The 13,392-nt window shown below is 39.4% G+C and carries 16 protein-coding genes and 2 pseudogenes; 9 read left to right on the top strand and 9 right to left on the bottom strand.

The annotated features are described in order from the left end of the window. Positions 1-276: 276 nt before the first annotated feature. On the bottom strand, positions 277-873 hold the full coding sequence (locus BCT11_RS02935; protein WP_025577791.1) for a tyrosine-type recombinase/integrase: 597 nt from the start codon (positions 871-873) through the stop codon (positions 277-279). 156 nt (positions 874-1,029) lie between these two features. Further along, positions 1,030-3,282 (bottom strand): DUF2971 domain-containing protein, encoded by a 2,253-nt coding sequence (locus BCT11_RS02930; protein ID WP_102387047.1) that lies wholly within the window; start codon positions 3,280-3,282, stop codon positions 1,030-1,032. Positions 3,283-3,694: 412 nt separating this feature from the next. On the opposite strand from BCT11_RS02930, the pseudogene BCT11_RS28255 reads away from it, so the two are divergent. Then, positions 3,695-3,922: pseudogene (locus tag BCT11_RS28255) on the top strand (resolvase); the annotation flags it as partial. On the opposite strand, the gene BCT11_RS02920 reads toward BCT11_RS28255, so the two are convergent. Together BCT11_RS02920 and BCT11_RS02915 are read right to left on the bottom strand one after the other, a co-directional pair. Continuing rightward, the gene (locus tag BCT11_RS02920; RefSeq protein ID WP_102387046.1) at positions 3,897-4,199 is read right to left on the bottom strand and encodes a type II toxin-antitoxin system RelE/ParE family toxin; all 303 of its coding nucleotides are present in this window, start codon (positions 4,197-4,199) and stop codon (positions 3,897-3,899) included. The pseudogene BCT11_RS28255 and the gene BCT11_RS02920 overlap by 26 nt on opposite strands. Further along, a complete protein-coding gene (locus BCT11_RS02915) occupies positions 4,199-4,459 on the bottom strand; it encodes a type II toxin-antitoxin system Phd/YefM family antitoxin (RefSeq protein ID WP_102387045.1) in 261 nt (86 codons plus the stop codon). Before BCT11_RS02915 ends, BCT11_RS02920 begins: the two co-directional genes overlap by 1 nt. Before the next feature lie 209 nt (positions 4,460-4,668). Between BCT11_RS02915 and BCT11_RS02910 the strand changes: the two genes are divergently transcribed. Next, positions 4,669-5,208 (top strand): recombinase family protein, encoded by a 540-nt coding sequence (locus BCT11_RS02910; protein WP_102387044.1) that lies wholly within the window; start codon positions 4,669-4,671, stop codon positions 5,206-5,208. A 160-nt stretch (positions 5,209-5,368) separates the two neighbouring features. Here the strand turns inward: BCT11_RS02910 and BCT11_RS02905 are convergent, their stop codons facing one another. Further along, positions 5,369-5,707: a type II toxin-antitoxin system RelE/ParE family toxin gene (locus tag BCT11_RS02905; RefSeq protein ID WP_102387042.1), complete on the bottom strand. Its 339-nt coding sequence runs from the start codon at positions 5,705-5,707 to the stop codon at positions 5,369-5,371. Between the two features lie 10 nt (positions 5,708-5,717). Continuing rightward, a complete protein-coding gene (locus BCT11_RS02900) occupies positions 5,718-5,963 on the bottom strand; it encodes a prevent-host-death protein (RefSeq protein ID WP_102387040.1) in 246 nt (81 codons plus the stop codon). Between the two features lie 1,409 nt (positions 5,964-7,372). On the opposite strand from BCT11_RS02900, the gene BCT11_RS02895 reads away from it, so the two are divergent. The 6 genes from BCT11_RS02895 (at position 7,373) to BCT11_RS02865 (ending at position 9,778) form a co-directional block, all read left to right on the top strand. Then, positions 7,373-7,669 carry a DUF1778 domain-containing protein gene (locus tag BCT11_RS02895; RefSeq protein ID WP_102387038.1) on the top strand — a complete coding sequence of 99 codons (297 nt, stop codon included), beginning with the start codon at positions 7,373-7,375 and terminating at the stop codon, positions 7,667-7,669. Next, entirely contained in the window at positions 7,647-8,165 is a 519-nt protein-coding gene (locus BCT11_RS02890) for a GNAT family N-acetyltransferase (RefSeq protein ID WP_102387037.1), read from the top strand. Before BCT11_RS02895 ends, BCT11_RS02890 begins: the two co-directional genes overlap by 23 nt. 321 nt (positions 8,166-8,486) lie before the next feature. Beyond that, entirely contained in the window at positions 8,487-8,762 is a 276-nt protein-coding gene (locus tag BCT11_RS02880) for a DUF4160 domain-containing protein (RefSeq protein ID WP_102387029.1), read from the top strand. Next, positions 8,719-8,925 (top strand): DUF2442 domain-containing protein, encoded by a 207-nt coding sequence (locus tag BCT11_RS02875; RefSeq protein WP_241908970.1) that lies wholly within the window; start codon positions 8,719-8,721, stop codon positions 8,923-8,925. Before BCT11_RS02880 ends, BCT11_RS02875 begins: the two co-directional genes overlap by 44 nt. Next, the gene (locus BCT11_RS02870) at positions 8,897-9,268 is read left to right on the top strand and encodes a hypothetical protein (RefSeq protein ID WP_102387027.1); all 372 of its coding nucleotides are present in this window, start codon (positions 8,897-8,899) and stop codon (positions 9,266-9,268) included. Before BCT11_RS02875 ends, BCT11_RS02870 begins: the two co-directional genes overlap by 29 nt. Positions 9,269-9,430: 162 nt before the next feature. After that, the gene (locus BCT11_RS02865) at positions 9,431-9,778 is read left to right on the top strand and encodes a hypothetical protein (RefSeq protein ID WP_198593901.1); all 348 of its coding nucleotides are present in this window, start codon (positions 9,431-9,433) and stop codon (positions 9,776-9,778) included. A 130-nt stretch (positions 9,779-9,908) separates the two neighbouring features. Here the strand turns inward: BCT11_RS02865 and BCT11_RS02860 are convergent, their stop codons facing one another. The 3 genes and pseudogenes from BCT11_RS02860 to BCT11_RS28580 all read right to left on the bottom strand — a co-directional run bounded on the left by BCT11_RS02860 (position 9,909) and on the right by BCT11_RS28580 (position 12,939). Further along, positions 9,909-12,236: a hypothetical protein gene (locus tag BCT11_RS02860; protein ID WP_102387026.1), complete on the bottom strand. Its 2,328-nt coding sequence runs from the start codon at positions 12,234-12,236 to the stop codon at positions 9,909-9,911. A 113-nt stretch (positions 12,237-12,349) separates the two neighbouring features. Next, positions 12,350-12,520 (bottom strand): annotated as a pseudogene (locus BCT11_RS02855) (IS5/IS1182 family transposase); the annotation flags it as partial. 221 nt (positions 12,521-12,741) lie between these two features. Then, the gene (locus BCT11_RS28580) at positions 12,742-12,939 is read right to left on the bottom strand and encodes a 2Fe-2S iron-sulfur cluster-binding protein (protein WP_347231044.1); all 198 of its coding nucleotides are present in this window, start codon (positions 12,937-12,939) and stop codon (positions 12,742-12,744) included. Between the two features lie 150 nt (positions 12,940-13,089). On the opposite strand from BCT11_RS28580, the gene BCT11_RS02840 reads away from it, so the two are divergent. Continuing rightward, the coding region (locus BCT11_RS02840) for a hypothetical protein (protein ID WP_133152129.1) at positions 13,090-13,392 on the top strand (303 nt) is incomplete at its 3' end.

Genomic DNA, 13,392 nt, shown 5'->3' with positions numbered 1-13,392 from the left:
AACCAAAATTACACATAACGCTTCTTAGGCGACTAACAGTCGCCTTTCATGTGCACATGAGGCCGTCTTTCATATTTCCATTCAATTTGTAATTAATAGGTTAATGACTATATTGTGAGCTTAGACGGATGAGAGACGTTTAATTTCATTATCTTCCGAATTCAGATAACTCTTGGTAGGGAAAACGGACGTTAACAATATATGAATGAGTATTTACTCTGAATGACAATGGGGCACAGGCTTTTCAGAAGAAAAGCCTGTAACAGATCCTGCCTGTCAGCAGTCTGTTTTCTCAGATAGCCTCAGAGCGTCTTCTAGCTCAACGCCAAGGTATCGAATTGTGTTATCTAGCTTCGAATGTCCAAGTAAGATCTGTACGGCCCTTATGTTTTTCGTTCTGGCATAGATTAAAGTGGCTTTAGTACGGCGCATGGAATGAGTGCCGTAATAGTCAGCATTCAATCCCAGTTTTTCAGCCCAGTTTCTGATAATAGATCGATAGAATGAGTAGCTGATAGGTTGCCCAGATCGTCGGCTGCTCGGGAATAGAAAACTGCTTGCCTCTAGGGATGCTGCAAAAACCCACCTGCTAATACTTTGCTGCGTTCTCGGAGTAATCTCATAGTGGACATCGGTGCCCGTTTTTTGCTGGATGCACTGAACCCTCTCATAGATAACTCCTTGCGAAGAAACATCGTAAACATGTAGCTTTAGCAAATCACTCGCTCTTAACTTGCTATCTATCGCTAGGTTCAGTAGTGCAAGTTGCATCAGATCGTTTTCAATCTCCAGCCTAGTTCTGATTCGCCAGATCTCTTCAAGCTTAAATGGTCTTTTAACGCCGCTGCATTTTCCAGAAGATAGCTTTCTCATGATGACCTCCTTTCAATGTTGTTGGTCAACATGAAGTTTGGCAGTCACGTTTAGTAGGGGTCAGGAAGAGCTGAAACGGCTATGGACAGAAACGTGCCTACGCTTCCCCTAAATTAGCAATTCATAGATAACCACAGGTATGACAGGTCACTTGGTCTAAAGTCCAATATTGTTGCGTGAGTCCAAGCCTATTTCTTCGTACTCAAGATCGAAGAAATTGTTATTTGAAAGTTTTGCTCTTCTCAATATAATTTTAGGTAAGTTTTTATTGCGGCTTTCATTCAAAGTAGAGACAATATTTTGTACTAGTTTAATAGTGCTCTCTGGAAACCTGTAACCGACAGTAATACTTTTGACATAAGCAGCAGCATGACTTGAACGCTTTGGATAGGGCAGCTTTTCATAATAAACCTTGTCTCTTTTATATCCAAATAACCTTACTTCTTTCTCGTAATTCCAGTCTTTGTTTTTAATTAACATATACTGGTTAAAAAGATACTTATCTTTTTCCATAAACCTTTCTTCTGGGTGAAGATATTGTACTTTTTCTATCCCAACACCTTCAGGTAGATTTCCTTCAAAGCAATATTCAATCATTAAGCCAGTGTGATTCTCAGCATAATGAGACCACATGAGCATGGAGTTTTCATTGTGTGAAAATGAACTCAACCGAAAGTTAGGTCTAAGTACAACAAACTCTTTATCTTTGGTAAGATCTTCGTATGGAAGCTCAAGTGGGTCATTGAGTTGTTCTACTGATGCTAGATAAAAATACCCATTCACTAAAGCATCTAATGTGAAGTTGTTGAAAGGGTAATACTTGAATAGAGAATTACCATTGTCATGCAAAAACACATGAGGCAAGAAGCCTTCGGTTAAACTTTGATTGAATAGCTCAACATAGCTTTCATATTGTTCTTTATCAATCGAGTTACCAGACTTATGCAAGCAGTAGAGATAGTTATTAATAATAGTATTGTTTTTTTCTCCACTAGATAGCATTGCTTCCAGTGCAAGTTTGGAGTGTTCTAATGCAGAGTTCCAATCACCAATGTGTTCAAAGCATACTCCAAGCATATTATTAACAGACATCGTCGGTTTTAAACCAGAGAGAATATTCAATGCTTCGCTATATTCGCCTTTGTCCATTAAAAGACCAGCCATTACTTCTGGTGCTAGCTGGTCGTCTTTAGCGGACTTTAACTTATACTCAACTTGCCTCCTATGCCAACGTTCCTTTAGTCCCTGTAGATTATCAACCAAAGAATTGTATAAGTAGTGACCGATTAGACACTCATGACTAAGATTCGCTTTAATGTCTTTATATAAAGCGTAATGTGTTAACTCATGTAAATCATCTCGCTTAACAAGCAGAGATTCGAGCTTGTTAATGTTCTTCAGAATCAAATATACAAGGTATAACGAGAGCGATAGCTTCTCATCTTCTGATCGAATATCACCAAAGTAGTTATTGCTATTAACATCCTTCTCAAAATCATCTTTTAATGGTAAACCGAGATAAAGAGAAGAGATCAGATGATATAATTTTAAAACGTTTGGTGAGAAATGAACTTTATCTTTTTTAAATTTACCTTCAACTAAATCAATTACGTCATTATATGCATTTGCTTCGAATGCGTACTTAATTATCACTTCTTGAGTTGGGTTAGCTTGACCTTTCTTAGCCTCTTTCTTGATCTCTTCATAAGCCAGTTCAGCAGTGCCTAATAATTTTATTCTTTCATAATAACTTATTTTTCTTAAAAATGTTTCTTCATCTATATTTCCGTGGTTTTGATATAACTTAACAACTTCTCGGGACACATAGTCTTCAGACATAAGAAAATTAACGCCATTATCAAACTCTCCGAGGTGAAAATAACAGATTAATAGAACATCATTTTGATGTTCTATTCTCTCATCTAAGCAAATAGATTTTAGAAGTTTCCAATCGTTTTGACTAAATTCAGCTTCTACCAAGTCAGTTGGATAAACTGAAAACATTTTATTTGTTATCTTTTTAAATTCCTCCAACTTGTAGTCAATGACAATGCTTTGGAAAAAGTGTCGGGGGTCATGCGTTGAATGATACAACCCCCAATACGAATGTGAATTAGTTTCTGAGAACTTCAATGCTAGTTCATAGTAATATGTTGGAATGTCACGATCTGTTCTTTCTTCGAAAAGTTTAAATGCAACATCTCCCAAGTAATTGTAAGCAGAAGCTAGTTCGCCTTTGATAGCTAGAATCTCGTTAAAGGCAGTGTCCGTAGTTTTTCCTTTGCTCTCTAACAAAAAATAGTACAAACCAAGATTGGACTCATCCTCGTTCCACGAATCACTTTGGCTCAAGTATTCTAATCGAGAAAATCGTTTATATTTGAAGTCTTGTTTTACTTGAAAGTCCATAAGTCACCTAAAAATGGTAATAAAAACGAGGATATACGATTTCAAATAACTGTTTCAATCTTATACTCCTTAACGCTCACCTTTTTGATTGATTTTCTACACTAAGAATCAATTAAATGAGCAAGTTCATCAACTAAGTGATAGATGGCAGTCATAATGACTACATGCTTACTTCGCATAAATTATCATAGGGTAAACACGCATTCACAGGATGCGAGTGAGTAAAAACTCTAGCTCGAAAAGGGGCAGAAATGAGATAACTCGTGTCTAGCTAATTACGGCTTTAAAGCCCAAAAGTGATCAAACTTTATTGTATCTGGACAATCTTTATTAGAATCGATCAAACTATTTTGTCATCTGACATTTACACGTTCTACACTCCAGGTTCTTGAAGTATGCATGGCCAAGGGCAAAAGAGGCTTTAGCTGCAAGAAAAAAAGCCGGTGTTACTCTTGGTAGACCTAAAGGTGAAGCAGAAAAGCTTAAGCTCGACCCCAAAAGGGATCAAATTGATAAATATCTAGGTATGGGACTTGGGATTCGCCCTACAGCAAAGCTTATTGATGAAGCCCCAGGTACATTACGAGATTACATCAAGCACAGAGGCTTAAGAGCTATAACTGTCGCTGAAAGTGCTTAGCCGGTGACATGTTACGCCCTAAGACTGCAGCAATAACAATGTGGTCAGGTTTTCTGATGTAATAAATCACATGATGCTTTAACGGAAAGCGGCAGTAACCGGTTCCTAGTTCCGGCATGTCAATGCCAATCAACTCATTGCTCGCTAACAACGCCATTGATTGTTTTAGCTCTCCAAAATAATTGCTCCACTGTGCGCCTCCCCAGTTTTCAAGCGTGTAACGGCGAATGTCGATTAGGTCCGTTTGTGCTGCGGGAGAAAGTTTGTATTGTGTCATTAGTCAAACTTGCCTGAATCTAATTCGCTCAAGAAGCTTTCGCCATCCACCAAATCTCCATTCACGATGTCTCGTTCCGCTTGTTCAAAACGTGATTTCACCATCGCCATCTTCAAGGCTTCAAGTTGCTCGTATTCTTCACATGACATGACAACTGCCACAGGTGAACCATTTTTACTGATTTGTACAGGTTCTCGCTGTACTTTCATCAATAAGTCACCAAATTTAGTTTTTGCAGTGTTTGCGGTTAATGATTGCATTGTGTGCTCCTTTTTTGTTTATTATAAACGAATCGTTCGATTCGTACGAATCATTTGAAGCGAATGAAATGGAACACTGTTCAGAAAGGTGTACTTTCAGGACACCCTGAGAAAGGATCTTAATTACTGTTCATTATGTCCTGTTGAAATAAACTGCGCATGTACATTATAATCATAGCAACTAAATGGACAGTTTAAGGCGCTAAACCATGCTCATTGGCTATGCAAGGGTCAGCTCAAGCGATCAGTCACTTGATATCCAAATCGAACAACTCAAACAGATCGGTTGTGAAAAAATTTTTCAAGAGAATGCCAGCGGAAAAGATGCGGAGCGGGATCAGCTGAACGCCATGCTCGAATTTTCTCGTGAGGGCGACACCATTCACGTTATGAAAGTGGACCGTTTGGCGCGTAATACCATTGATGCTCTGCAAATTGCGGATACACTAGCGCAAAAAGGGGCAGGGTTGGTCTTCCACGATCTCGGGAATGTCGATATTAATAGCGATGTCGGTCGAGTGGTTTATACCGCCATTTCCGCATTCGCAGAAATGGAAAGAAAACGCATCTTACAGCGCTGTAATGAAGGCAGGGAAAGAGCTAAAGCAGAAGGGAGGCACCTAGGCCGATTTCCTAATAAGACCTTACATAAGCGAATACAAAAGCTCTGGGAGCTGGGAATGAACAAGCATGCGATCAGCAAGGAACTTGGGTGCAGTCGGACGACGGTTTATAAAGTGTTGGAGTGATTGGTCTTTTCTAATGTGCTAATTTTCCGAAGCTGATTTCTGTCCAAAAACGTCACAATCTGAATTTTCACCAAGAATGAGCGACAAGCCACCCTAAAGGGCGTTTTTTCGACTAGTTGATAAAAAAGCCGCTATCGAGCGGCCTTTTGTTTTCTGAACGTTATTTGTGGATTAAGCAATAATCAACCAACATGGATTGTAGGTCTTGCCTATCTCGTACCAACGCGAGAGCTGCGGCGGTGTCAATATGCTCATGATATTCATAGAGCAACTTGAAACCATCAAAGCTGAATTGGCGAATATTGTATACGCCAAGAGTCGTTAACTCGTGGCAAGGAGGGTACATTTCTGGATTATTAGTAATGTTACTCTCAAACTTCTCTACAAGGGTTTCAATCCTCTCGACCACAACATCCTCTTCACTCCAGAGTGATAGGTAGTTGATTTGGTCGTCTGTCATATTTTCAAATGCTTCGGTGTATACAATATTGGTGCTCATTAAGTCCCTCTTATGTGGATTTTCGAGCCGCCAATCTCTCCTTAAATTTGTCTGAACTGGTTGTTCGTCCAGCAGTCATATCTTCACGTCCAAAACTGACCAGCTTCATCAAAGCAATAGCCTGATCGCGTCTTTGGCGCTCTTCATATGACTCCACAACATAAATCGGCTTGCCGTTTTGTGTGATGGTCATTGCATCATCTAAAGGAAGATCAGCAGCGTGTTTTTTCAAAAAGCTTACTGTCTCTGTACGCATGTTAGGTTTTTCCTTACACCTCTTTCGAGGTTCTCTGTCATTGCAGGTATTAGTGAGGAGACCTCACTTAATGGTCAATATACGTGCAAATTAGCTATAGGTCAAATTTGGCCTAAATTTAGGTTGTTGTACTTTGTTGTTTCTAAGACACTAGACTTCTATGATATTGACCAAGCTTGACTCGGTTATACTGCCAAATCATCGGTAGTATAGTGGCCCGTGATGGGACTATTGCATGCTATTGCCATTTCAGAGCAGAAACACCATGTGAAAATTTCCAAAGCTTTTTTGATGGTTTGGTAACAACTCATTGAAAGCGCGCAAGAGTCAATTATCGACGATACATTTGATTCTGATGCAATGTACGAATGGTACGGAGAGAAGTTACCACTCAATCAGTATTTGTCGAATGTTGTAGGAAGCGCTCTGACAATTCAAAACGATACTGCGTCCAAGACGGCTTTGCTTGAGCCAAAAGCCGAAGACTCTACTTTTAAGTAGAGGAAAGCTACATAACATGAAGGTGTAACCAAACCGTGAAAATGTAGAGTTTTCTAGGGCATTAGTCTAACAACTCTAGTTTGACAAACTCATGCCCTAGTGTTGGACGTTATTCCATCAGTCTCAATAGATAAGGTCTACAGGCGCTACTGTTACAATGTTGAGGTTCACAAAGAGAACTACCACACCCCGCACCACAAGCTTTTGGATATTCGTTATGGCCAAACTCAGGAAGAAACACTCTAAAAGAAGAGCCTCAGAGGTATACCGCCTGCTGAAAAATAAAAAAGGACACTCTATTGATCGCAGTACTTTCGGCTTGCATTTTTTTCTATGTATGTGGGGTGGTTATGTACAATATGTTAATAGGCTACTTTAGTACAACTTTTGCAAGCTTCACTTGTAAAATCGAGAAAAGAGATAAAAACCTACCCTCTTCTTTCACTTTACCCCCTAAAAGTATTCTGAAAGTTAATTACATAATCCAACCAAATGTTAATGCTTTGTAAGTCGCTTTTGTTTTGCCTGGTTTTTTGATCTTAATCCTCAAAATGACCAGTTTTCTCTAAGTTACAGATACTGACGCCGCTTCGCTCTGTCGGCTTCACACTGGCTCTACATGCAAGCATATAGCAGCCAGCGCGAACCATATTTTCCATACTCGTTTCCCCTCAAAGTGCCGGAAATCCATAACCAACACGGTTCAATTTCTTAGCTTGGATTTTTATGGTGTCATTTTGGCACCATTATTGACATATGTTAATAAGTGCGGTAAATTAAAAAATGAAGTGATAACTTCGCATTTCACCGGGTAATACCGCACCTGCTTTAAGAAACCGAAAGTTCAGAGAGGTCGGTGTTGTTAGTGATAAATAAAAAACATCGCCGGAAGGCGAAGGAGATTGGCAATGGCCAAGACAATAAATGAAAGAATCACCGCTAGGGTGGATTCAACAAACCGCGAACTGTTAGAAACAGCTCTTTCATTGTCGGGTTTTTCTACGCTAAATAGTTTTGTTGCGCATGCTGCTGTGGCAGAAGCAAAGAAACTTATTGAGCAAAACGCACGTATTTCTTTATGTTCACAAGATGCTTTGGCATTTATTGATGCGTTAGATAGCCCAGTAAAAATGAATGATAAGTTTCTTAGAGCAGCTCGCTTGCATAAGGAAACTATAACAAATGAACATTGTACCCCTAGATAAAAAAAATCATGACCGCAACGCTTTTGATTGCGGAGTACCTGCGCTTAATAACTTTTTAAAAACAACGTCAGCCCAACACAACAATAAGTCGCTTTCGCGCACATTTGTTCTTACATCTGATGCCAACCCAGAACAAATCAAAGGGTTCTACTCTCTTGCCGTCTGCACTATAGAGTTAGACCAACTTCCTCCCGATATAGCCAAGAAATACCCAAGTGAAGTGCATTGTGCGTTGTTAGGACGCTTGGCGATGAACAAAGCTTATCAACGACAAGGGCTTGGATCGGTGCTATTGATTGATGCTATTCGTAAATCCGTTGAAGCTTCAAAATTCGTACCCACTCCTATGATTATCGTAGATGCGAAAAATGTTGGTGTTAAAGCATGGTATGAAAGCTTTGGGTTTACACCATTCCCAGTGATGAAGAACCGCCTTTTTATGACGATGGCTACAGCTAAAGCTATGTTAGATCAAGTAGATGGTATTGGCTTGTAATAAAATAGAAGCTGAAATTTCTACTTGTCACATGCATATTAGGAAAACGGGTAGTTCATTATAATACTGAATATTGTAAACCCCGTTTTCCCCTCATTTGTTCATGGCTGCTTTTACGCGCTTGACGGTTGAACGTCCTTTACCTGTAAATTCTGCGGTTTGGTTGATAGAGCGGCCATGTTCTAAGCTAGTGACTATATCTGAGTGCTTTACCAGAAAGTCGTCAGTGCTGACCGTCGTTCCTTTAGGCCGACCAAACTTACCGCTTTCGCGTTGGGTTAACTCGATGCCACGTTTAGAAGCCGCGAGGCGTTTTTCTTCATACTTCCAACGGCCTGTAACAATGAATCGTTCTGCTTTGTTGAACGGCTCAAGGTTGTTAGTCAGCTTGGTAAATTCTTTTTCTACTCCAATGAAGAAGAACGTTTACATGTTCATGTTGTTGGGGAAAGCGGTGAAGCAAAGTTTTGGATTGAACCAGAAATCACTTTAGCTAAGTCTTACAGCCTTTCGGTGAAAGACTTAAACAAGCTAGAAAAAAGCGTAAGAGAGCATGAAGATGAAATCAGAGCAGCTTGGAAAAAACACTTCGGTTAAGGTCTTAGGGGTTAACCCTCTTGGCCTTTGGTTACTGGCAGAGAATGAGGAGCACTTTTTAAGCTTTGAAGAGTTTCCTTGGTTTAAGACTGCGCCAGTAAATGCCGTTTTTAATGTAGAGAAGCAAGGTCGTAATGGTTATTGCTGGCCTGAATTGCCTTAACTGCGACGAAGAGACAGAGTTAGATCAGCTTGTCGATGCAATCCAAGACTATGAAGTTATTCACTATCCAATACCGAAACTTTCTGACACCGTGATTAGTGCTATCACATGGAACTGTCCTGTGGGTGAAGTTCCTAGCGACTGGATTGAGAAGTGGACAGTCATTGGCTTTTATACTCTGCATGTTTGGTACTCATTTGGCTATTTTGAAGCGTCACTTACTCACAATGAAAATGGCGCTCGTTTTAGACTGGACATTGGCGAACCAGAGGATTTAAAGGCCGCTTGTGAGAACGCAGCCGAGGTTGCGATCAAGTCAATGACCAAGCAACATAATTCTTAACCAAGGGGAATAAGGATGCCGTCAGAACTTCACGAAGCACAGAATTTACATGCTATCCGTTGGATGAAAAAGCAGGGTTTCTCTGTGGTTGCTTCAAATATTAGAGCTGCTTAGTCTCGTGAAATAATCGATGCTATAGGCTTTCGTGATTCGTGCTCAATCGTGATTGAATCGAAGGTGTCTCGCAGTGACTTTCTAGCAGATAAGAAGAAGCCAGAACGTCAAGAAGGAGCGAAAGCACTTGGCACTTACCGCTTTTATATTTGTCCGGTTGGAATGATTAAAGCAGAAGAAGTGTTACCGCTTGGTTGGGGGCTGCTCTATTCGGATGGTAAACGGGTAGTCGAAGAATTTAAGCCTAAAGGTAATCACTGGCCTAGTGCGAACTATGAGCATTCAATTGGTGCTGACTGGATACCATTTCAGCATGAAGTTAATTTGAAAGCTGAACGTTCGATGCTCTTTTCGCTATGTCGTAGGCTCGTATCTAATCAACCAATCGTCAACTAGAGGGAAAGTTGAGCGGTTCGTATGGCGAATGGCAATAGACTTTGATTAAAAAACGCTCATGAAAACGCAGTGAGCTGACGGTGCCGCCCTGAAAATAGGCACTGTCAGCTCAGGTCTGAGCTAGTAAAACTTAACTTTTCTTGGATTTGTTTGTTGGATATGCAGTTATTATCATCCCATTAGCACCAACAACTATAACGACATTAGTAATCGTATGCACTTGCCCCTGGTAAGTGTAAGTAACATAAGAGTACTCCCTTCTTTGTCTAGTTTGATCTCTTGTATATATTGTTGGTGCAACTGTACTTGTAACTGCAGACATGATCATATTAGCAAGATGATCTCGAGTGCGTATACCTAAAGCTGCCCAATCTTTTTTATGCCCCCCCTCATTATCAGTAAATATATGACTTAACCCATATCTAAACCTCATTGTTCTTCTCTGCTGTTGACTGCCATGTTGAGCATCTGGGAGGTATATAATATTTCTATTTTGTCCAGTAATCGCCCCATCTCTGGCATAGGCCCAAACATTAGTAAGCATATCCTGTTGACTATAACCAGGAGGAAAGCCTAAACCAGAAACTCGCATTTCAATAGCCAGAGCCTCAAAGTCATTGGGTTGTCGGTTTCTCGTATAATAAACCCCACCTCTCTGAATATTTGACGGTACTGCTATTGTCGGTTCTGTTTTTTTCAGCTTGCGCTTAGCTTTAGTCACACATGTCCAGCCAGTGGCATCATGCTCAGGCGGTTGCTGGGTACAGCGAGCAGCGACAACTCCTTTTTTACGCTTTTCGTTTTTTCTTTTGCGTAATGATACTGGTTGGGAAATATAATCACGAGAATCTGAAGTATTAGTTATCAATATTGCAGTATTAAGCAATGCTTCAGCTTCTGATGGGTTTGCGTTTATAAAACGATCTAATTCAGAATCCCCCGAATGAACATTTAATGCTGCGGCTGCGCCTGCAGCAGCATCGTTATTATAGTCTCTAACCTCCCTTAAAAGACTACTAATAACTCTATTTGACAGATCGCCTATAGCTCGAGCGGCACTTCTTTCCTCAGCAGTTGATCGGCCTTCGTTTTCATTACTATGAATATTGTCACCAAACGCCAATGCACCCATAGCAGTGTCAAAATCGTCCTCATTATCAGGTCCTAACCCAACATTTTCTGCATCATTGATAGTTACAGTATCTGGTAAAGAAGTTATTTGTTCTTCAACAATAGGAATTATTGGAAGTAGGTTTGGTTCGGAATGTATATCACATACCGATGGAGCTCCCCAGATCCGCTCAAAAACAGATACACCAAGCGTTCTTATTGCTTCTATATACTCTTCAATACATCTTCTATCTTCATGGTGTTCAATTCCCTTTTCAGTAGGAAAAGCGGTTTGTTGAAATAATAAAACTTGTGAATTATTTTCAATATCTTTGGCCTCTTTATGGGTACCATATAGGGATTTATCATCATCCAACAACAATAAATTACTCTTAACCCATTGTTTCATAGTGTAATCGTCAGCGTTTAAATATATTTTTTCATATACGCTTAAAGCGTTATTGACACTAATTACTCCATTTTTAAAAGACGCTTCCTTGAACTCAACCATTATATTTGATGAAAGATTTAATTCCTCTTTTATATCGTTGTTAGCAAAGTATAATGTTGCGAGAATATATTCAGATTGAGGATTTGTTGGTTTCACATATACCCACTGACGCATATTTATTGTTGAGGGGAACTCTCTATTACCTGTTGCTCTTGAAAATGTTGGAGCGGATGGTTGCTGCTCATCAAAAAGACTTCCGCTAAAGAAAAAGTGAATCCTATTATCTTTTAATATTACGTTAATTTGGCTATAAGCATATTTCTGGGGATTATCATAAGATGGTAATGCTAATGAATCATCATTTTCGCCCCAAGAAGCTGGACGAAGTATAAATGAAGTGTCATTTTCCACTTTTACCAGGATCCTAAGTCTTTGGATAAATTTTTGAGTATCTAAAGATAAATTTATCTTATCTGTTGCAAGTTTTTCCTCAATACCATCGAAAATTAATCCTTCAAGGATTTTTTCATTATAAAAATACTTATCTATTTTATCTTTACTTCCTAAATTTACAGAGAAGAATTTGGTGTCTTCATTAGCAAAACACAAAGATTTTTCATATTCTCCTTCATAGTCATGAAAAATTTCTGGCAATTTAGATGCTGCATACTTTATTGCTGAATTATTATCCAATAAATATGTGCCATTACCAAATCTTTCTAGATATCCCCGTTGACTTAACCATACAGCTTCCTGTGGTTTTAAATAACGAAAAATCGGTAAAGGACAGTTATAATCGTTTATATAAATAGGGCGTTCATCTATTATTGGAACCGCATTTAAACTCATTGGTATTAAAGATATTAAAGATGCTATAAAAGATAATTTAATTTTCATGATAGCCTCGTATGGTAAATTACATTTTTGAATTACTATCCTTACCTAGCATGATGATAGGCTTTGGTACGTAATTCCAATGGAAAGCAAAGATGCCTAAATTTAAATGTTCATTAAACAAAACATTTAGTTTTGGGCATACCTAGCCCTGTAAATTTGTTCAACGCTTTTAGCGTGGAGTAAAATAACTTGAGCATTTAATTTCTCAGGCTTAAACGTCCGCCTAGCAGCTGCTTTACTCGATACATCGCTGTTTTTGAGAGCGAACGCTTGTGATAACCGAAACTGCTCGTTTAATGCGTATAGCATCGTAACACCCCATCGCCAATATCAAACGGTCATATTCAACATTAGAAATGTTTGTGATCGTGCGTCAGTAATAAACTGCTCTCTCCCAAAGGCCCAAGCACTCTTGTCTGAGTTTTTAAATCAATAAAAGACGCATTACTCTGGTAACCTGCTTTAGGAGCTTCATCGATGACGGTGGTATGAATACCGAAGCGTGTCAGTTCAGTTGCAACTGACGAATGTTTGAAGCCAATAAAGCGCTCAATACACTCTCGCCTTCAACCGTCGGAATGGGTTTCCCATTAAAACTGATGGTGAAGGACTTATCGAGAACCTTAGAAATGTCTTGTTTTTTTTGCTTTGCATTAATGCCTCCGCGCCAGTGTGCAATCAGGCGTATTATTAACCATTTCAACTTTAAGGTTAATGGTGTGGTGGGGTTTATTGTTATTTTGTTAACTAGTGCATCGTAAATGCGAGTGGTTAATGACTATAGTAACAATGTAATTGAATTGGTTTCGGATCACTCGCATGGTTTTGAAGTTAGTTTTATTTGGGGAAATTCATGCCAGAAGAAAAACCATCGTTTGTTTTTGCCATTGGCAATGAAGCTACAGGGATCATCAAGTATAAGCATGTTTCAATCATGCTTAAGCACTCCAAAGAAGTAGTAGCGACGTTTTCAATTCATTCATTGCAGTTTGAAAATGAACCAGTAAACCCAGAGGGACAAGTTTCTTTGTTCGACAAAGACGGAAGTTGCACCGGAAGCTTTTTCTTGGGAACTGATAATAGCGATTTTGCTGACCTGAAAATCTTTTCAGATATGCATGGTTTAACTAATTCGGGGCTTTGTTGCGTAAATCGG

This window comes from Vibrio sp. 10N.222.52.B12 (assembly GCF_002875385.1).
Classification (GTDB): domain Bacteria; phylum Pseudomonadota; class Gammaproteobacteria; order Enterobacterales; family Vibrionaceae; genus Vibrio; species Vibrio jasicida.
The sequence above is the reverse complement of the archived record's forward strand: the minus strand, read 5'-3'. Positions and strand labels throughout refer to the sequence as shown.

Bases quoted from the DNA above. Each gene is read 5' to 3' on its own strand.
- BCT11_RS02910 (WP_102387044.1), top strand. From the start codon at position 4,669: ATGCTCATTGGCTATGCAAGGGTCAGCTCAAGCGATCAGTCACTTGAT.
- BCT11_RS02935 (WP_025577791.1), bottom strand. From the start codon at position 873: ATGAGAAAGCTATCTTCTGGAAAATGCAGCGGCGTTAAAAGACCATTT.
- BCT11_RS02920 (WP_102387046.1), bottom strand. From the start codon at position 4,199: ATGACACAATACAAACTTTCTCCCGCAGCACAAACGGACCTAATCGAC.
- BCT11_RS02930 (WP_102387047.1), bottom strand. From the start codon at position 3,282: ATGGACTTTCAAGTAAAACAAGACTTCAAATATAAACGATTTTCTCGA.
- BCT11_RS02915 (WP_102387045.1), bottom strand. From the start codon at position 4,459: ATGCAATCATTAACCGCAAACACTGCAAAAACTAAATTTGGTGACTTA.
- BCT11_RS02870 (WP_102387027.1), top strand. From the start codon at position 8,897: ATGGTTATTGCTGGCCTGAATTGCCTTAACTGCGACGAAGAGACAGAG.
- BCT11_RS02905 (WP_102387042.1), bottom strand. From the start codon at position 5,707: ATGAGCACCAATATTGTATACACCGAAGCATTTGAAAATATGACAGAC.
- BCT11_RS02895 (WP_102387038.1), top strand. From the start codon at position 7,373: ATGGCCAAGACAATAAATGAAAGAATCACCGCTAGGGTGGATTCAACA.
- BCT11_RS02875 (WP_241908970.1), top strand. From the start codon at position 8,719: ATGAAGATGAAATCAGAGCAGCTTGGAAAAAACACTTCGGTTAAGGTC.
- BCT11_RS02860 (WP_102387026.1), bottom strand. From the start codon at position 12,236: ATGAAAATTAAATTATCTTTTATAGCATCTTTAATATCTTTAATACCA.
- BCT11_RS02900 (WP_102387040.1), bottom strand. From the start codon at position 5,963: ATGCGTACAGAGACAGTAAGCTTTTTGAAAAAACACGCTGCTGATCTT.
- BCT11_RS02890 (WP_102387037.1), top strand. From the start codon at position 7,647: ATGAACATTGTACCCCTAGATAAAAAAAATCATGACCGCAACGCTTTT.